The 16,721-nt window shown below is 65.4% G+C and carries 19 protein-coding genes; 16 read left to right on the forward strand and 3 right to left on the reverse strand.

Annotation, left to right across the window (positions count from 1 at the left end; all coding sequences use genetic code 11):
- The first annotated feature begins 31 nt into the window (after positions 1-31).
- The 5 genes from fabD (at position 32) to mltG (ending at position 4,477) form a co-directional block, all read left to right on the forward strand.
- Positions 32-970, forward strand: coding sequence for an ACP S-malonyltransferase (gene fabD, locus MTBLM5_RS01955; RefSeq protein WP_173974124.1), 939 nt, complete (start codon positions 32-34; stop codon positions 968-970).
- A gap of 11 nt (positions 971-981) precedes the next feature.
- Positions 982-1,719 carry a 3-oxoacyl-[acyl-carrier-protein] reductase gene (gene fabG, locus MTBLM5_RS01960; RefSeq protein WP_173974125.1) on the forward strand — a complete coding sequence of 246 codons (738 nt, stop codon included), beginning with the start codon at positions 982-984 and terminating at the stop codon, positions 1,717-1,719.
- A gap of 169 nt (positions 1,720-1,888) precedes the next feature.
- Positions 1,889-2,125 carry an acyl carrier protein gene (locus tag MTBLM5_RS01965; protein WP_068503100.1) on the forward strand — a complete coding sequence of 79 codons (237 nt, stop codon included), beginning with the start codon at positions 1,889-1,891 and terminating at the stop codon, positions 2,123-2,125.
- Between the two features lie 86 nt (positions 2,126-2,211).
- Positions 2,212-3,468, forward strand: a complete 1,257-nt coding sequence (gene fabF / locus MTBLM5_RS01970; RefSeq protein WP_068503103.1) for a beta-ketoacyl-ACP synthase II — start codon at positions 2,212-2,214, stop codon at positions 3,466-3,468.
- Between the two features lie 25 nt (positions 3,469-3,493).
- The gene (gene mltG, locus MTBLM5_RS01975; protein WP_173974126.1) at positions 3,494-4,477 is read left to right on the forward strand and encodes an endolytic transglycosylase MltG; all 984 of its coding nucleotides are present in this window, start codon (positions 3,494-3,496) and stop codon (positions 4,475-4,477) included.
- 8 nt (positions 4,478-4,485) lie between these two features.
- Here the strand turns inward: mltG and MTBLM5_RS01980 are convergent, their stop codons facing one another.
- Positions 4,486-5,337 carry a DMT family transporter gene (locus MTBLM5_RS01980; protein ID WP_173974127.1) on the reverse strand — a complete coding sequence of 284 codons (852 nt, stop codon included), beginning with the start codon at positions 5,335-5,337 and terminating at the stop codon, positions 4,486-4,488.
- Positions 5,338-5,477: 140 nt separating this feature from the next.
- Between MTBLM5_RS01980 and MTBLM5_RS01985 the strand changes: the two genes are divergently transcribed.
- Together MTBLM5_RS01985 and MTBLM5_RS01990 are read left to right on the forward strand one after the other, a co-directional pair.
- Entirely contained in the window at positions 5,478-5,888 is a 411-nt protein-coding gene (locus tag MTBLM5_RS01985; RefSeq protein WP_173974128.1) for a hypothetical protein, read from the forward strand.
- An 88-nt stretch (positions 5,889-5,976) separates the two neighbouring features.
- Positions 5,977-6,423: a copper chaperone PCu(A)C gene (locus MTBLM5_RS01990; protein ID WP_173974129.1), complete on the forward strand. Its 447-nt coding sequence runs from the start codon at positions 5,977-5,979 to the stop codon at positions 6,421-6,423.
- 102 nt (positions 6,424-6,525) lie between these two features.
- Here the strand turns inward: MTBLM5_RS01990 and MTBLM5_RS01995 are convergent, their stop codons facing one another.
- On the reverse strand, positions 6,526-7,107 hold the full coding sequence (locus MTBLM5_RS01995; protein WP_173974130.1) for a TlpA disulfide reductase family protein: 582 nt from the start codon (positions 7,105-7,107) through the stop codon (positions 6,526-6,528).
- On the reverse strand, positions 7,104-7,670 hold the full coding sequence (locus MTBLM5_RS02000; RefSeq protein ID WP_173974131.1) for an SCO family protein: 567 nt from the start codon (positions 7,668-7,670) through the stop codon (positions 7,104-7,106). Before MTBLM5_RS02000 ends, MTBLM5_RS01995 begins: the two co-directional genes overlap by 4 nt.
- Before the next feature lie 161 nt (positions 7,671-7,831).
- On the opposite strand from MTBLM5_RS02000, the gene nosZ reads away from it, so the two are divergent.
- The 9 genes from nosZ to MTBLM5_RS02045 all read left to right on the forward strand — a co-directional run bounded on the left by nosZ (position 7,832) and on the right by MTBLM5_RS02045 (position 16,720).
- A complete protein-coding gene (gene nosZ / locus MTBLM5_RS02005; RefSeq protein ID WP_173974132.1) occupies positions 7,832-10,129 on the forward strand; it encodes a Sec-dependent nitrous-oxide reductase in 2,298 nt (765 codons plus the stop codon).
- An 83-nt stretch (positions 10,130-10,212) separates the two neighbouring features.
- Entirely contained in the window at positions 10,213-10,818 is a 606-nt protein-coding gene (locus MTBLM5_RS02010; protein ID WP_173974133.1) for a cytochrome c, read from the forward strand.
- A 57-nt stretch (positions 10,819-10,875) separates the two neighbouring features.
- Entirely contained in the window at positions 10,876-11,631 is a 756-nt protein-coding gene (locus tag MTBLM5_RS02015; protein ID WP_173974134.1) for a c-type cytochrome, read from the forward strand.
- 63 nt (positions 11,632-11,694) lie between these two features.
- The gene (locus MTBLM5_RS02020) at positions 11,695-12,351 is read left to right on the forward strand and encodes a hypothetical protein (protein ID WP_173974135.1); all 657 of its coding nucleotides are present in this window, start codon (positions 11,695-11,697) and stop codon (positions 12,349-12,351) included.
- Positions 12,352-12,370: 19 nt separating this feature from the next.
- Positions 12,371-13,642, forward strand: coding sequence for a nitrous oxide reductase family maturation protein NosD (gene nosD, locus MTBLM5_RS02025; RefSeq protein ID WP_173974136.1), 1,272 nt, complete (start codon positions 12,371-12,373; stop codon positions 13,640-13,642).
- Positions 13,639-14,388, forward strand: a complete 750-nt coding sequence (locus tag MTBLM5_RS02030) for a 4Fe-4S dicluster domain-containing protein (protein WP_173974137.1) — start codon at positions 13,639-13,641, stop codon at positions 14,386-14,388. Before nosD ends, MTBLM5_RS02030 begins: the two co-directional genes overlap by 4 nt.
- Complete coding sequence (locus tag MTBLM5_RS02035) at positions 14,385-15,359, forward strand: NapH/MauN family ferredoxin-type protein (protein WP_173974138.1); 975 nt, start codon at positions 14,385-14,387, stop codon at positions 15,357-15,359. Before MTBLM5_RS02030 ends, MTBLM5_RS02035 begins: the two co-directional genes overlap by 4 nt.
- A gap of 18 nt (positions 15,360-15,377) precedes the next feature.
- Complete coding sequence (locus MTBLM5_RS02040; protein WP_173974139.1) at positions 15,378-16,256, forward strand: ABC transporter ATP-binding protein; 879 nt, start codon at positions 15,378-15,380, stop codon at positions 16,254-16,256.
- Positions 16,235-16,720, forward strand: coding sequence for a hypothetical protein (locus tag MTBLM5_RS02045; RefSeq protein WP_173974140.1), 486 nt, complete (start codon positions 16,235-16,237; stop codon positions 16,718-16,720). Before MTBLM5_RS02040 ends, MTBLM5_RS02045 begins: the two co-directional genes overlap by 22 nt.
- The last annotated feature ends 1 nt before the right edge of the window (position 16,721 follow it).

Consider the following 16,721-nt stretch of genomic DNA (forward strand, 5'->3'; position numbering starts at 1 on the left):
CGCCCAAATTCATCCCCCAAGGAGGTCAGCGATGTCTCGCGCGTTCGTGTTTCCCGGTCAGGGCTCGCAGGCGGTCGGCATGGGCCGCGAACTGGCCGAGGCCTTCGCCGAGGCCCGCCACGTCTTTCAGGAAGTCGACGACGCCCTTTCGCAGAAGCTGTCGGTCCTGATGTTCGAAGGCCCCGAGGATCAGCTGACCCTGACCGAGAACGCCCAGCCGGCCCTGATGGCGGTCAGCCTGGCGGTGGTCCGCGTGCTGGAAGCCCAGGGCGGCCTGGACCTGGCCAAGGATGCCGCCTTTGTCGCCGGCCATTCCCTGGGCGAATATTCGGCGCTGGCTGCCGCCGGCACCTTCTCGCTGGCCGATACCGCCCGCCTGTTGAAGCTGCGCGGCCAAAGCATGCAAAAGGCGGTGCCGGTGGGTGTCGGCGCCATGGCCGCCCTGCTGGGCGCCGAGTTCGAGCAGGCGAAGGAAATCGCCGCCGAAGCCGCCGAGGGCGAGGTGTGCGAGGCCGCCAACGACAACGGCGCCGGCCAGGTGGTGGTGTCGGGCCACAAGGGCGCGGTCGAGCGCGCCGTCAAGCTGGCCGCCGAGAAGGGCATCAAGCGGGCCGTCATGCTGCCGGTTTCCGCTCCCTTCCATTGCGCCCTGATGCAGCCGGCCGCCGATGCCATGGCCGAAGCCCTGGCCAAGGTCGCCATGAACGCCCCCAAGGCGCCCCTGGTGGCCAACGTCATCGCCTCGAAGGTCACCGACCCGGCCGAGATCCGCGACCTTTTGGTCCGTCAGGTCACCGGCACGGTGCGCTGGCGCGAAGGCGTCCTTTATATGAAGGACAACGGCGTCACCCAACTGGTCGAGCTGGGCGCCGGCAAGGTGCTGTCGGGCCTGGCCAAGCGCATCGACAAGGAATTGTCGGGCACCAATGTCGGCACGCCCGCCGACATCGAAGCCTTTCTGAAGGGATAAGGGGGACCACCATGTTCAATCTGACCGGCAAGAACGCGCTGGTGACCGGCGCCTCGGGCGGTATCGGCCGCGCCATCGCCACCACGCTGCACCAGGCCGGCGCCACGGTCGCCATCCACGGCACCCGGCGCGAGGCGCTGGATGCCCTGGCCGCCGAACTGGGCGACCGCGTCCATGTCCTGACCGCCAACCTGTCGAAGTCCGACGAGGTCGAGCAGTTGGTCAAGGATGCCGAAGCCGCCATGGGCAGCCTGGATATCCTGGTCAACAATGCCGGCATCACCAAGGACGGATTGGTGATGCGCATGAAGGACGAGGACTGGGACAGCGTCATCGCCGTCAACCTGACCGCCGCCTTCCGGCTGTGCCGGGGGGCGATCAAGGGCATGATGAAGCGCCGGACGGGGCGCATCGTCAACATCACCTCGATCGTCGGTGTGACCGGCAATCCCGGCCAGGTCAATTACTGCGCCTCGAAGGCCGGCATGATCGGCATGACCAAGTCGCTGGCCCAGGAAGTGGCCAGCCGCGGTATCACCGTCAACGCCGTGGCGCCCGGCTTCATCGCCACCGCCATGACCGACGAGCTGAACGACGACCAGAAGACCAAGCTGCTGGCCAACATCCCGCTGGGCCGCATGGGGTCGAGCGAGGACATCGCCGCCGCCGTGCTGTACCTGGCGTCCGATCAGGCCGCCTATGTCACCGGCCAGACGCTGCACGTCAATGGCGGCATGGCGATGATCTGAGGGTGCCGCCCGGGCGGGTGGCTTTACGCCACAAGATGTGGCGGGAGTGCTGGTCAAGGGCGAAAAAGTGTGGTAGGTAGCGGTCACTTTCCGCCGGAAAGGGGGGCGATCCCGTCTCCTGGGGCGGGGAAACCGTCTTTCTGGCAAACGAAATTTTGAGGGAATTCACATGAGCGACGTCGCCGAGCGGGTTAAGAAGATTGTCGTCGAGCATCTGGGCGTGGAAGAGGCCAAGGTGACCGAAAACGCCAGCTTCATCGATGACCTGGGCGCGGACAGCCTTGACACCGTCGAGCTGGTCATGGCCTTCGAAGAAGAATTCGGCTGCGAAATCCCCGATGACGCCGCCGAGAAGATTCTGACCGTCAAGGACGCGATTGACTTCATCTCGAAGGCCAACGCGTAATTCGGGACCGAAGGGCGCCGCTCCCCGACATGGGGCCGGCGCCCTTTCTCTGATTATTCCAATTTGCGTTTGAACGGGATATCCCCATGAGACGAGTCGTCGTCACCGGCATCGGTATGGTTACCCCCCTTGGCAATGGCGCCCCCCATAACTGGAAGCGTCTGCTGAACTCGGAATCCGGTATCCGCACCATCGACCATTTCGACGTTTCGGATCTGGCGGCTAAGGTCGCCGGCGTCATTCCGCGCGGCACCGGCGAGGGCGAACTGGACCTCGACAAGGTGGCGTCGTCGAAGGATCGCCGCCGCATGGATGATTTCATCATCTATGGCCTGGGCGCCGCGATGGAAGCGGTCGAAGATTCCGGCTGGATGCCCGAGGACGAGGAATCGCGTGAACGGACCGGTGTGATGATCGGTTCCGGCATCGGCGGCCTGCCCGGCATCGCCGAGGGCGCCCAGATTCTGAAGGATTCGGGGCCGCGCCGCATCAGCCCGTTCTTCATCCCTGCCGCGCTGATCAACCTGGTCTCGGGCCATGTGTCGATCAAGTACGGCTTCAAGGGCCCGAACCACGCGGTGGTGACCGCCTGCGCCACCGGCGCGCACGCCATCGGTGACGCCGCCCGCATCATTCAGTTCGACGACGCCGACGTCATGGTCGCCGGCGGCACCGAATCGGCGGTCTGCCGCCTGGGCCTGGCCGGCTTCGCCGCCGCCAAGGCGCTGTCGACCAGCTACAATGACAGCCCGACCGAGGCCTCGCGGCCGTGGGACAAGGGTCGTGACGGCTTCGTCATGGGCGAGGGCGCCGGCATCGTCGTGCTCGAGGAATACGAGCACGCCAAGAAGCGTGGCGCCAAGATCTACGGCGAGGTGATCGGCTACGGCATGTCCGGCGACGCCTATCACATCACCGCCCCGGCCGAGGACGGCAATGGCGGCTTCCGCGCCATGAAGGCCGCCTTGAAGCGGGCGCAGATCAACCTGGATCAGGTCGATTACATCAACGCCCACGGCACCTCGACCCCGCTGGGCGACGAGATCGAGCTGGGCGCCGTCAAGCGTCTGTTCGGCGACCATGCCTACAAGCTGTCGATGAGCTCGACCAAGTCGGCTATCGGTCACCTGCTGGGCGCGGCCGGCGCGGTCGAAGCGATCTATTCGCTGCTGGCCATGCGCGACCAGACCCTGCCGCCGACCCTGAACCTGTCCAACCCGTCCGACGGCTGCGACATCGATCTGGTTCCGAAGGTGGCCAAGCAGCGTTCGGTCAAGATCGCCATGTCGAATTCGTTCGGCTTCGGCGGGACCAACGCCTCGCTGATCTTCAAGGCGGTTTGATCCGGCGGGGCGGGGCGTCTTTGTCATGAGGACAGCCCTGCTTCGTCTGTTCCTGCTGGTGTCGGTCCTGGTGGTCGCCGCGATCACCTGGGGCGCGCTGGAAGGGCACCGCCGCTTCACTGCTCCCGGTCCGCTGGCCGAACCGGCGACGGTGGTGATCCCCAAGGGGGCCGGCCTGGAAACCATCGCCCGGCGCCTGCACGGGGCCGGGGTGATTCCCGACATCTATAGCTTCCAGATTGGCACCCGTATCCGCGCCGCGACCCTGCGGGCCGGAGAATATGCCTTTCCCGCCCGGATCAGCCCGGAAGCGGCGATGCGCCAGATCGCCGAAGGCAAGACCGTGGTGCACAAGCTGACCATCCCCGAGGGTCTGACGGTCAAGCAGGTGGCGGCCCTGGTAAACAGCGCAGACTTCCTGGCCGGCGAGGTGGGCAAGATGCCGGCCGAGGGCTGGCTGCTGCCCGAGACCTGGCACCTGTCGCGCGACGACGACCGCGCCGAGCTGGTGGGGCGGATGGAAAAGTCGATGCGGCAAACCCTTGAACAGGCCTGGGCGTCGCGGGCGCAGAACCTGCCGATCAAGACCCCCAACGAAGCGCTGATCCTGGCCTCGGTGGTCGAGCGGGAAACCGCGTTGAAGGCCGAGCGACCCAAGGTGGCGGCGGTGTTCCTGAACCGCCTGCGCCTGGGCATGCGCCTGCAATCCGACCCGACGGTGATCTATGGCCTGTCGGACGGTCTGGGCGTCCTCGAACGGCCCTTGAGCCGGGCCGATCTGGAAAAGCCGCATCGGTGGAACACCTATGCGATGGACGGCCTGCCGGCGACCCCGATCGCCAATCCGGGCAAGGCCAGCCTGGATTCCGTGCTGCATCCGGCCGAGACCGACGCGCTTTACTTCGTCGCCGACGGCACCGGCGGGCACGCCTTCGCCCGCACCCTGGACGAGCATAATCGCAACGTCGCCCAATGGCGCAAGATCGAGCAGGCCCGCAAGGGCCGGTAAAGGCCGATCTAGCCCAACGCCGACAGGGTGGCGATGCCGGCGAAGGTGGCGATGATCCCCAGCCATTGCAGGCGGTGGATGGCTTTCTTCAGGAACAGCCGGGCCAGGGCGACGGTGACGATGCCGAAACTCGACGATACCGTGCCGGCGATGGCGGCGTTTTCCTCGGTCTTGACCGCCAAGATGGCGACGAAGGCCAGGGTGTCGAGAACGCCCTGGATGGCGGCCAGGCCCAGCCATCCCGGCGGCGGCAGCCGGGTCGGGCGGTGGCGCAGCCACACGAAGGGAACCACCAGCACCACGCCGACCACGCGGGCCAGCCACAAGGCCGGCCCCTGGCCGTGATCCAGGGTGGCGTGCAGGCCGGCCACCAGCGTCAAACCGAACAGGCCACCGGCCAGCAGCGCCAGAATTGTGCCGCCCTTGGCCCGCCGTGTATCGTCGGGCGCGTCCGAGGCAAAGCGGGCTACCAGCCACATTCCGGCCATCACCAGGGCCATCGCCGCCCACACCATGGGTTCGGGCCTAAGGCCGTCGAAGATCACCATGTACAGGATCGACCAGGCCGGAAACGCTCCGGCCAGCGGCGCCACCGTGGCGATGGGGGCGCGGTTCAGGGCCTCGTACAGGGCCAGGGTGCCGATCACCGACAGGGCGCCGTACAGCAGGCCGGCCGGGGTGGGATGGCTGGGCGGGGCGGTGCCGGTGACGGCCAGCCAGGCCGACACCATTACCGCGCCGGTGGCGGTCACCACCAGCAGGGCCAGGGGCGGCCCCAGCACCCGGCCCGAGAAGCGGGCGGCGAAGTCGGCGGTGCCCCAGGCCAGGGCGGCGGCAAGTCCCATCAGGATCGCGAACATCCAGCCAGGGTGCCCGCTGACGGCGACGGAATCAAGGCGGGCGGGGAATTGACCTGGCCATCGGCTTGGCTCACACTTGACCCGGGTCAAAGACCGCCCTTGGCACGGTTGCCAGGGTGGGCTTTGGTCGGAGGCGGAAGATGATCCAGTTCGGGCAGTTCAGGTGTTGGTTGAACCGGGGCGCAAGCCGCCGGGTCGCCGCGCTTGCCGCCCTGTTGGGTTTCCTGTTCGCCTCGACCACGCCCGGCCTGTCCCTGGTGGCCATGGCCGGCGCCAACGTCTCGTTTTCCGGGGCGTTCGGTGTTTATGTCTGTCATGCGCAAAGCGGGGCCGTGGCTGCCCCCGACGCGGATGAGACGCTTCCCCTGGCAAGCGACGGCTGCTGTCTGATCTGTCAGGCGGCGCAACTGGCCGGCGGAACGGTGCCGCCCCAACACTTCACTCTCCCCACCGAGAGCGCGGCTAAGATCCGGTTGGCTGTTGTCGCCCAGACCATCGCCCACGGGCAGGCCTCAGGCCCGCTTCAGCCTCGGGCACCTCCGGCCGCCTGATCCTTTTCGTACAATTCGCCATTTTCCAGCGCCCCGCCGGTCCACCCGCCGTGCGGAAACCGCGAGCATGTTCACAAGGATCATCATCATGAAATTGACCGCTCTGACCGCCGCCCTGCTGCTGGCGGTGTCCCCCGCCTTTGCCGGCGACATGGAAATCTCGGGCGCGTTCCTGCGCGCTTCGCCCAAGGTCGCCAATGCCGGCGCCGGCTTCCTGACCATCAAGAATGCCACCGGTCAGGACGACCGCCTGATCGGCGCCCAGGCCGACATCTCCAAGACAGTCGAGCTGCACACCCACATCAAGGACGGCGAAGTCCTGCGCATGCGTCCGGTCGAATTCATCGCCGTGCCGGCCGGCGGTGTCGCCGAGCTGAAGCCCGGCGCCGACCACGTCATGTTCATCAATCTGGTCAAGCCGCTGGCCGAGGGCCAGAAGGTGCCGGTGACCCTGGTGTTCGAGAAGGCCGGCAAGAAGCAGGTGGACATGCCGGTGATGGCCATCGGCACCATGGCCGCCCCGGCAGGGCATTAGGGCCGAGGGCCGCCCGTGCCGGGCCGGCTCAAACGAACTAAGGGCCGGGGGCCGCCCGTGCCGGGCCGGCTCATACGCCGCCGGGCTGGTGTGGAGTAAGTCTTAAGGCGCCGTCGTCGTCTTCGCGGGCGGCGGCGGCGCCATGGCTGGTGAAAGGGGCTGCCCCTTGATCAAGGCCCGCATCAGGGCCATCGCCTCGGGGCCGTCCCACTGGGCGGGGCCGACGAAGCGCGCCACCTCGTGGCCCGACCGGTCCAGCAGCAAGGTGGTCGGCAGGACCGGCGCGCCCAGGACCTCGCCTGCGCGGCGGTGGTGATCGACATGGACGGCAAGGTTGCGGATGCCCAGCCGGGCATAGGTGTTGACCGCGCCGATGGCGCCCGAGCGGTCCAGGCACAGGGCCATGATCCTGGCGCCCTCCGGCTCGATCAGCGGCTTCAGGCGGTCCAGCGCCGGCAATTCGGCGACGCATGGCAGGCACCAGCTGGCCCACAGATTGACCAGCGCCGGCTGCCCGGCCAGGCTGTCGAAACCGGCTGTCTGGCCCTGATTGTCGCGGATGTCCAGGGCGGCGACCGGGCGCGGGCGGTCGTGGACGAACAATCCCTGTTCCACCTTGGCCGCCGCCGACGGCCGGATCAGGCCGGCCGCCGCCAGGCCGAGCAGAAGGTCGCGCCGCCTCATCGGGCCTTTTCCTTGCCGTCGATCACCTGGGCCAGGCGGTCGGCCACATCCTCGGGCGCCGACAGATGGCCCAGTTTGGCCACGAAGCGGCCGTCCCGATCCATGATGTAGATGCCGGCCGAATGATCGACCAGATAATTGTCGGGGTCATTGGTCATCGGCGGATGCAGCTTGTAGCGGACCTTGAAGGCCTTGGCCGCCGCCTCGACCATCTCGGTCGTGCCGGTCAGGCCGACGAAGCTGGGGCCGAAGGCCTGGACGTATTCCTTGAGATGCGAGGCGGTGTCGCGCTTGGGATCGACGGTGACGAAGATCGGCACCACCTGGCCGGCCTTGGCGCCCAGGGCGTCGATGGCGGCGGCCATGGTCGAAAGCGTGGTCGGGCAGATGTCGGGGCAGAAGGTGTAGCCGAAGGTCATCATCCGCACCTTGCCGGCGAAGCTTTGGTCGGTGACCCGCCCTGCGTCGTGGGAGTCCAGCAGGAAACGGCCGGTCAGTTCCTGGGCGCCGGCGGTGGCGGTGGACAGGCAAGCCCAAACAAGGATGGCGAAGAAGCGCTGCATGATGGCGTTCGTCCGATGAACCTGTGATGGGGCCATCTCACCAGAGAATTGATGATCGGGAATTGACCAAGGTCACGGCTGGCCGAACCTCGCGCCCTCATCCTCACCGGCGAAGTGTTGGGTCATCTGATATCCCATTTAACAGATCATAGGTGGGGAAAATGAAACGTACCATGAAGCTGGCGAGCCTGCTCGCCACGGTGAGCTTTGGCGTTCTGGCAGCCAGCGAAGCTCTGTCGGCGGAAAGCCTGGCCGACGTGATGAAGCGCCGGGGCCTGAATGAAAAGGACGTCCTGGCCGCCGCCAAGACCTACACGCCCACCGGCAAGCGCGACGAATTCGTCGTGTTCTCCTCGGGTGGCCAAAGCGGTCAGGTGATCGTTTACGGCATCCCGTCGATGCGTATCTTGAAGTATATCGGCGTCTTCACCCCCGAGCCCTGGCAGGGCTATGGTTTCGATGACGAATCCAAGCGCGTCCTGCGCGAAGGATCGGTGGTCGATGGTCGCGAGATCACCTTCGGCGACACCCACCATCCGGCGATTTCCGAAACCAATGGCGAATATGACGGCCAGTTCCTGTTCATCAACGACAAGAACACGCCCCGTATCGCGGTCATCGACCTCAAGGACTTCGAGACCAAGCAGATCGTCCTGAACCCGATCCTGCAGTCGGAACACGGCGGTACCTTCGTGTCGCCGAACACCGACTACATCATCGAGGCGGCGCAGTATCCGGCCCCGCTGGGTGGCGACTTCGTGCCCCTGGAGCAGTTCAACGAAAAGTATCGTGGCGCCGTCACCTACTGGAAGTTCAACCGCGCCGAAGGCCGCATCGAGCCCGAGAACTCGTTCTCGCTCGAACTGCCGCCCTACAGCCAGGACCTGTCCGACTTCGGCAAGGGCCCGTCGGATGGCTGGTCGTTCACCAACTCGTTCTGCGCCGAGCGTTATGTCGGCGGCATCGAGCGCGGCCGTCCGCCGTTCGAAGCGGGCTGCTCGGCCAAGGACACCGACTTCCTGCACGTGGTGAACTGGAAGAAGGCCGAAGAGCTGTTCAAGGCCGGCAAGGTCAAGAAGATCAAGGGCCATTCCGTCATCGACCTGGCAACCGCCGCCAAGGAAGGCGTGCTGTTCCTGATCCCAGAGCCGAAGAGCCCGCACGGCGTGGACGTCACCCCGGACGGCAAGTTCATCACCGTTTCGGGCAAACTCGACACCCACACCTCGATCTTCTCGTTCGAAAAGATCCAGGCGCAGATCAAGGCCGGTGCCTTCGCCGGCAAGGACGAGTACGGCATTCCGATCCTGGATATGCAGAAGTCGCTGCATAAGCAGGTGGAAATCGGCCTTGGCCCGCTGCACACCCAGTACGATTCCAAGCCCTGCGTCGCCTATACCTCGGTGTATGTCGATTCGCAGCTGGCCAAGTGGGATTATTGCGAAGGCAAGGTGCTGGACAAGATCTCGATCCACTACAACATCGGCCACTTGATGGCCATGGAAGGCGATTCGGCCAAGCCGGCCGGCAAGTACGTGGTGGCGCTGAACAAGCTGGCCATCGACCGCTTCAACCCGGTCGGCCCGCTGCATCCGCAGAACCACCAGCTGATCGACGCCTCGAACGACAAGCTGCAGCTGCTGTACGACATGCCGCTGCCGCTGGGCGAGCCCCACTACGCGGTGGCGATCTCGGCCGACAAGCTGAAGCCGCATATCCGCTACCCGCACGGCACCGATTCCCGCACCGAGAAGAAGCATCCCGCTTCGGTGCGCGCCGGTCAGGAGCGGACCGAGCGTAGCCCGGGCAAGGTCGAGGTGTTCGGCACCGTCATCCGTTCGCACATCACGCCCGAAATCATCGAGGCGAGCGAAGGCGACGAGGTGATCATCCACCTGACCAACCTGGAACGCGCCCAGGACGAGACGCACGGCTTCGCCATCTCGAAGCACAACGTCAACCTGTCGCTCGAGCCGGGCAAGACCGCCTCGGTCACCTTCAAGGCCAACAAGGCCGGCACCTATCCCTATTACTGCACCGAGTTCTGCTCGGCGCTGCATCTGGAGATGGAAGGCTACCTGCTGGTTCAGCCCGCCAACTACAAGGCGGCCGACACCGCCAAGGGCAAGGAAGGCGTGGCCTATACCCAGAAGGACTATGACGCTCGCGTCGCGTCCAACGTCGCCACCCAGAAGGTCATCGACAGCGTCGTCGGCTACATCACCAGCGTCAACTACAAGGACTTCCCGTCCGTGGTCGCCCTGGTGGAAGACGCCACCGATCAGCTGAACTTCGCCAAGGGCGCCAAGGACAAGTCCGAGGACTTCGCGAAGAAGGCCGATTGGCAGAACGCCATGCTGTGGGCCGAGCAGTGGTTCCAGTATCAGGTCAAGGCCGCCGACATCGGCATCCGCGCCAAGACCTACCTCGAGCAGAACGGGGCCAAGAAGGTCCAGTAAGGCTTGAGGCCGAAACAGTAACCGAAGTGCTCGGGGGGCGGAGAAATCCGCCCCCCGTTGCCTGAAAGGCCAAGGAGAGATTGATGATTGTCAAATCCACCCCGACCCTTACGGCCCTGACCCTGGTCCTGGGGCTGGTGGCCGCCGGCCCGGCTCTGGCCGCCGACGGCAAGCAATTGTTCGCCGACAAGGGCTGCACCGCCTGCCACGGCGAAGACGCCAACACGCCGCTGGAACCGGGCTATCCGCGCCTGTCCGGCCAGAACGCCGAATACGCCTTCACCCAGTTGAAGGACATGAAGTCGGGTAAGCGCAATAACGGCCTGTCGCCCGATACCATGAAGCCGATCCTGGAAGAGGTGACCGAGGAAGAGATGAAGGCCCTGGCCGACTATCTGGCCAGCCTGCCGCGCCTGACCGCCGCCACCACGCCGACGTCCGGCGAGGGCAAGAAGCTTTACATGACCAAGACCTGCGTCGCCTGCCACGGCAAGGACGGCCTGAAGCCGGTCTTGAAGACCTATCCCTTCGTCGGCGGCCAGGACCAGAAATACATCCTGACCCAGATGATGGACATCAAGACCAGCAAGCGCGTCAACGGACTGACCAACGCCATGCAGCCGGTCATGCATCTGGTCCAAGACAGCGAGATCGAGGCCATCGCCGAGTTCTTAGCCAACGTCAAGTGACCCGGGGGGTGGGGGGTATAAGTTTTGTCTAAAGAACCCTTGTGTGGAGAGAGAGGAATGAAGACGCTGATTCGCGCCGTTGCCGTGGCCCTGGTCGCCACCGCTGCATTCGGGACCGCTGCCTACGCCGCTGGTGCCAAGGACAAGCCGGCCCAGGGCAAAAGCCTGGGTGACAAGGATTATCAGTGGAACGCCAATGGCGGCGAAAAGGACGAGGCCCTGCACCTGAAGCCCGACCTCAAGAACGGCCGCGACGTTTATGAAGTCTGTGCCGCCTGCCACCTGCCGGAAGGCTGGGGCCAGACCGACGGCACCTTCCCGCAGCTGGCCGGTCAGCACAACAAGGTCATCATCAAGCAGCTGGCCGACATCCGCGCGCTGAACCGCGACAACCCGACCATGTACCCGTTCGCGCTGCCCGACCAGATCGGTGGCCCGCAGGCCATCGCCGATGTCGCCGCCTATATCGGCACCTTGAAGATGAACCCCGAGCCCGGCTACGGCGACGGCAAGGACCTGGAGCACGGCAAGAAGCTCTATAAGGAACAGTGCGCCCGCTGCCACGGCGACCACGGCCAGGGTGACAACGACAAGTATTATCCGCGCCTGGAAAGCCAGCACTACAATTACCTGCTGCGCCAGTACCAGTGGATCAAGGAAGGCAAGCGCCGCAACGCCAACCCGGAAATGGTCAAGCAGATCCAGTGGATGACTGACCGCGACACCAAGGCGGTGCTGGATTACGTCTCGCGCATCAAGCCGCCGGCCAATCTGATCGGCCCCAAGGGCTGGAAGAACCCCGACTTCGAGTAATCACGCCCTGACCGGTGGGGGAGGGGGCTGCCCTCCTCCTCCATCCAATGCCAAGAGGTTGCCATGCAGACCCAGGACAAGGGCAAGCTGACGCTCGCCTTCCGTGCCCTCACCGTCGCCGCCGCGTTGCTGATCGGGGGCGCGTTCTTCTCTCCCATCTGGTGGGTGGCCTTGAAGGCGCCGAACTATCCGGCTCAGACCTTCCCGGACGGCGTGCGGATCCACTTCCACGTCAACGGCGTGTTCAACGGCTGCAAGGAGCGGCCGAAGACCGACGACGTCTACGAGGAAGAGGCCCTGGACTGCGTCCACGAAATGAACGTCATCAACCATTTCATCGGCATGGAACCGATCGAGAAGGGCGCCCGTCTGGAAATCGCCGCCGCGCCCTATCTGTTTGCCCTGGTCGGCGTGATGCTGGTGGCTTTTCTGTTCTATTCCGGGCCGTTCTGGTGGGTGCTGCCGATGTCGGGCATGGTGATCCCCATCGCCTTCGTCGCCGATTACGCCGCCTGGCTGTGGTGGTTCGGCCACAATCTGCACCCGTGGGGCGCCTTCACCGTCAAGCCCTTCATGCCGACGGTGTTCGGCGAGGGCAAGGTCGCCCAGTTCGGGACCTTCTCGTATCCCCATTACGGCTTCGGCCTGTTGGTTGCCGGCGCCTTGTTGCTTGTCCTGGCCGCGTTGCTGCGGCGCAAGAGCCTTAAATCGGACGGTTGAACTTGTCGAGGTGATGACCATGCGACCCTCGCCCCGGGTCCTGTTGTCCGTCGCTGCCGGCCTTGGCGCCCTGTGGGCCGCTGTGTCGGGGGCGACCATCCAGGCGCCGCCCGCCAAGGACGCCCGCCTGATCCAGGACATGATCGACCAGGCCGATGCGGGCGCCGAACTGGTGGTGCCCCCCGGTCGCTGGAACGGCCGCCTGGTGGTGGACAAGCCGATCGTTCTGGACGGCAAGGGCCAGGCCACCATCGATGCCGGCGGGTTCGGCACGGTGCTGGTGGTCAAGACCTCGGGCGCCACCGTGCGCGGCCTGAAGCTGGTCGGCACCGGCGAGAATCACGACACCGAGGATGCCGGCATCCAGGTGCGCGGCAACAACAACGTGGTCAAGGACAACGTCATCGAGGATGCGCTGTTCGGCATCGACCTGCAGCAATCCCATTTCAACGTCCTGCGCCGCAATCACATCACCTCGAAGCAGCGCGACCTGGGGCTTCGGGGCGACGGCATCCGCCTGTGGTATTCCGACGACAATAGTCTGGAAGACAATACCTTGAAGGACAGCCGCGACTTCGTGCTGTGGTATTCGAAGCGCAACAAGGTCACCGGCACCCTGTCCGAGGGCAACCGCTACGGCCTGCATTTCATGTTCTCGGCCGACAACATCATCGAGAACAACCACTTCCTGCACAATTCGGCCGGCATCTCGATGATGTACGACCAGGGCGACGTGGTACGCGGCAACGTCATCGCCCATTCGGTCGGCGCCACCGGCACCTGCATCTCGCTGAAGGAAGCCAGCGACATCGTCATCGAGGGCAACGAGCTGGTCTATTGCGCCAACGGCATCTTTCTCGACGTGTCGCCGTTCCAGCCCGACAGTACCAACCGCATCACCAACAACCGCATCGCCTTCAACGACATCGCCATTTCCTTCCTGAACGATTGGAAGGGCAATGTGTTCACCGGCAACCGCATCGAAAGCAACATGACCGAGGTGGCGGTGTTCGGCGGCGGATCGGCCAAGCGCAACGAATGGGACGGCAATTCGTGGGATTCCTATGAAGGCTTCGACCGAGACGGCGACGGCATCGGCGACCGGCCGCACAAGGTGATGAACTATGCCAGCCGCATCTGGATGGAACTGCCCAATACCCGCTTCTTCAAGGGGACAGCGGTCCTTGAGGTGATCGACTTCCTGGACCGCCTGGCCCCCTTCTCGGAACCCGAATTGTTGCTGGAGGACGGCCACCCGGTGGTGGCCCGAGCCCAGGAGAGGAAATCATGAGCGCGAAGCCCAAGCCGCCGCCCCATGTGCAACTGGAATATCGCCGCCGCTTCCTGCGCTCGGTCCTGCTGGGCGGCCTGGCCGTCGGCGGCTCGCTGGCCGGCTGGCTGCCGCTGGCCCGCGCGCACGAGGCGCGCCTGCGCCCGCCCGGCGCGCTGGACGAGAACCAGTTCCTGGCCTCTTGCATCAAGTGCGGCCAGTGCGTCCAGGTCTGCCCGGTCGAGGCCATCGTCCTGGGCGACATCACCGAAGGCTTCGGCCTGGGCGTGCCCCATATCGACGCCCGCGTTCAGGCCTGCGACTTCTCGTGCGACGCGGTGCAATGCATCCTGGCCTGCCCGACCGGCGCGCTGACCCATACCCTGTCCAAGAAGGAAGAGGTCCGCATGGGCCTGGCCCGGCTGGACAAGCCCGACATCTGCCTGGCCCGCCAGGGCGCCGGCTTCAAGGGCCAAGCGCGCGGCGCCGGCTTTCCCGGCATCCATCGTTATGAAAAGGTCGATCGCTGGAACCCGATCAAGATCGCCGACCATCCCTATGATCTGGAATTGTGCGATCTGTGCGTCCGCGAATGCCCGATCGAGGGCGCCATCCGCCTGGTGCCGATGAGTGACGATTCCGCCGACAAGCGCCGTACCCCCGAGATCACCGAGAAATGCGTCGGCTGTGGCATGTGCGAGATGATCTGCCCGACCGAGCCGGCGGCGATCGTCATCGATGCCCGCAAGCAGTGGGGGCAATCATGAGCCTGATCCAATCCCTGGCCATCATGCTGGGCCGCGATCCGACCAAGCCGGCGCCCGAAGAATATTCCGCCGAGGCCGCCGCCATTCACGCGGCCAAGCGGGCCCACAAGCTGGATGCCGCCGAGCGCGAGGCCATCGCCCGCGAACAGCACGAATCCCACAAGGTCCACACCTGGCGCAACCGCCGTTGGATCACGTTGCTGCTGGTCAACCTGCTGTTCGTGGCGTCCTACCGTTTCGACGTTCAGCTGATCGAAGGCGCGCTGACCGCGTCGCGGGTCATCGGTTTCCACTTCGCCGACCTCAATTCGGCGCTGCAGGTGACGCTGGCCTTCAAGACCATCCTGATCAACCTGATCATCGGCACCACCACGGTATTGTTCATGTGGTGGCTGCTGGGCGGCCGGACCTTCTGTTCGTGGGTCTGCCCCTATCACCTGCTGGCCGAATGGGCCGAGGCGCTGCACCTGAAGCTGGCGGCGAAGAAGCTGGTCAAGGACCATGTGCTGCACAGGCGGACCCGGGTGGTGATGTACGTGATCTTCGCGGGCCTGGCGCTCGCCACCGGCTATACCGTGTTCGAGACCATCTCGCCCACCGGCATCCTCAGCCGCGCCCTGATCTATGGTCCCAGCCTGGCCCTGGCCATCGTCGCCTTGCTGCTGGCGCTGGAAGTGGCCTATTCGCGGCGGATGTGGTGCCGCTACATGTGCCCGATCGGCATCACCTATGCCATGGTCGGCGCCGTCAGCCCGGTCCGCGTCGTCTACCGCCCGCTCGACTGCCACCACGAAGGCGCGTGCCGCAAGGTGTGCCTGGTGCCCCATGTGCTGGACATGACCAAGAAGGGCTACGCCCCCCAGGTCAATAACGGCATCGGCGCCGACTGCACCCGGTGCGGCCTGTGCGTCGATATCTGCCCGACCGGGTCGCTGAAGTTCGAGGTCAAGGGCCTCGACAGGTTGCTGTAGGAAAGGACGAAGCTCGCCATGATCCGCTTCGGCAACGTCACGAAAACCTTCAAGCGGGCCCGCGTGCTCGATGGGGTCACGCTGGACATCGCCCAGGGCGACCGCATCGCCCTGGTCGGTTCCAACGGCGCCGGCAAGACCACTTTGATCCGCTGCCTGCTGGGCGAGTACACCCATGACGGCACGGTCGCGGTCGATGGCCTGGCGCCGCGCGACCATCGCGGCCAGGTGCTGGCCCGGGTCGGCTTCGTGCCGCAGATCCCGCCGCCCCTGAAGATGCCGGTGGGCGAACTGGTGGGCTTCGCCGCCAGCGTGTGCAAAAGCGACCCGGCCCGCATGGTGGCGGTGATCGAGGAACTGGGGCTGGAATACGACCGCATCCGCAAGCTGCCCTTCGTCAAGCTGTCGGGCGGCATGAAGCAGAAGACCCTGATCGGCGTGGCCCTGGGCCGCGATTCCGACATCTTGATCATGGACGAGCCGGCGGCCAACCTGGACCCCGAGGCCCGTCACATCTTTTTCCGCCTGCTGGCGGCCCGCAAGGAAAGCGGCGTGATGCTGATCACCAGCCACCGCCTGGACGAGGTCGCCGCCCTGGTCAACCGTGTCATCGAGATGGATATGGGCCGGGTGGTGCTGGACGACCGCGTCGCCGACAGTGTCGATATGGCCAGCCGCATGCGCTGCAAGATCACCCTGGTCCGGCCCGACGACGCCTTCGCCCGCACATTGGGCGAGTGGCATTTCACCGGCACCGACCGGGAATGGTCGGGGCTGGTCAACGGCCCGGACCGCCTGCGCTTCATGTGCATGCTGTCGCGTTATACCGGCCTGATCGGCGGGCTGGAACTGGTCGAAGGCAAGGAGGGTGCGCCATGTGCTCCTGCAACGGTTTAACGCGGCGCGCCTTGCTGGGTCTGCTGGGCGCCGCCCTGACGGCGCCGCTGTCGGCCTGCTTCGACAAGGGCACCGGCCCGGTCGAGGTGCGCTGGGGCAAGGAATATTGCGCCTATTGCGGCATGATCATCGATGACCCGCGCTTCGCCGCCCAGGTGCGCGGTGGCCCGGACAAGAAGGTGTCGAAGTTCGACGATCTGGGCGACGCGGTACTGTGGCTGGCCAAGCAGCCCTTCGCCGACGATCCCGCCACCGAGTTCTGGGTCGGCGACGTCGAGAAGGGGGTGTGGCTGGATGGCCGCCTGGCCTGGTACCTGTCGGGCAAGAAATCGCCGATGGCCCACAATTTCGGCGCGCTGCCCGAGCCACGGCCGGGGGCGATCAGCTTCGCCGAATTGAGGAAGACCATCCTGGAACGCGGCTCGACCAGCCGCTGCGAAACGCCCGAGCAGGGGAGCACCTGAC

Origin of the sequence: Magnetospirillum sp. LM-5 (genome assembly GCF_902729445.1) — a bacterium.
GTDB lineage: Bacteria > Pseudomonadota > Alphaproteobacteria > Rhodospirillales > Magnetospirillaceae > Magnetospirillum.

Excerpts from the sequence above, each read along its gene's own strand:
- fabD (WP_173974124.1), top strand. The coding sequence starts at position 32 with ATGTCTCGCGCGTTCGTGTTTCCCGGTCAGGGCTCGCAGGCGGTCGGC.
- fabG (WP_173974125.1), top strand. The coding sequence starts at position 982 with ATGTTCAATCTGACCGGCAAGAACGCGCTGGTGACCGGCGCCTCGGGC.
- MTBLM5_RS01965 (WP_068503100.1), top strand. The coding sequence starts at position 1,889 with ATGAGCGACGTCGCCGAGCGGGTTAAGAAGATTGTCGTCGAGCATCTG.
- fabF (WP_068503103.1), top strand. The coding sequence starts at position 2,212 with ATGAGACGAGTCGTCGTCACCGGCATCGGTATGGTTACCCCCCTTGGC.
- mltG (WP_173974126.1), top strand. The coding sequence starts at position 3,494 with ATGAGGACAGCCCTGCTTCGTCTGTTCCTGCTGGTGTCGGTCCTGGTG.
- MTBLM5_RS01980 (WP_173974127.1), bottom strand. The coding sequence starts at position 5,337 with ATGTTCGCGATCCTGATGGGACTTGCCGCCGCCCTGGCCTGGGGCACC.
- MTBLM5_RS01985 (WP_173974128.1), top strand. The coding sequence starts at position 5,478 with ATGATCCAGTTCGGGCAGTTCAGGTGTTGGTTGAACCGGGGCGCAAGC.
- MTBLM5_RS01990 (WP_173974129.1), top strand. The coding sequence starts at position 5,977 with ATGAAATTGACCGCTCTGACCGCCGCCCTGCTGCTGGCGGTGTCCCCC.
- MTBLM5_RS01995 (WP_173974130.1), bottom strand. The coding sequence starts at position 7,107 with ATGAGGCGGCGCGACCTTCTGCTCGGCCTGGCGGCGGCCGGCCTGATC.
- MTBLM5_RS02000 (WP_173974131.1), bottom strand. The coding sequence starts at position 7,670 with ATGCAGCGCTTCTTCGCCATCCTTGTTTGGGCTTGCCTGTCCACCGCC.
- nosZ (WP_173974132.1), top strand. The coding sequence starts at position 7,832 with ATGAAACGTACCATGAAGCTGGCGAGCCTGCTCGCCACGGTGAGCTTT.
- MTBLM5_RS02010 (WP_173974133.1), top strand. The coding sequence starts at position 10,213 with ATGATTGTCAAATCCACCCCGACCCTTACGGCCCTGACCCTGGTCCTG.
- MTBLM5_RS02015 (WP_173974134.1), top strand. The coding sequence starts at position 10,876 with ATGAAGACGCTGATTCGCGCCGTTGCCGTGGCCCTGGTCGCCACCGCT.
- MTBLM5_RS02020 (WP_173974135.1), top strand. The coding sequence starts at position 11,695 with ATGCAGACCCAGGACAAGGGCAAGCTGACGCTCGCCTTCCGTGCCCTC.
- nosD (WP_173974136.1), top strand. The coding sequence starts at position 12,371 with ATGCGACCCTCGCCCCGGGTCCTGTTGTCCGTCGCTGCCGGCCTTGGC.
- MTBLM5_RS02030 (WP_173974137.1), top strand. The coding sequence starts at position 13,639 with ATGAGCGCGAAGCCCAAGCCGCCGCCCCATGTGCAACTGGAATATCGC.
- MTBLM5_RS02035 (WP_173974138.1), top strand. The coding sequence starts at position 14,385 with ATGAGCCTGATCCAATCCCTGGCCATCATGCTGGGCCGCGATCCGACC.
- MTBLM5_RS02040 (WP_173974139.1), top strand. The coding sequence starts at position 15,378 with ATGATCCGCTTCGGCAACGTCACGAAAACCTTCAAGCGGGCCCGCGTG.
- MTBLM5_RS02045 (WP_173974140.1), top strand. The coding sequence starts at position 16,235 with ATGTGCTCCTGCAACGGTTTAACGCGGCGCGCCTTGCTGGGTCTGCTG.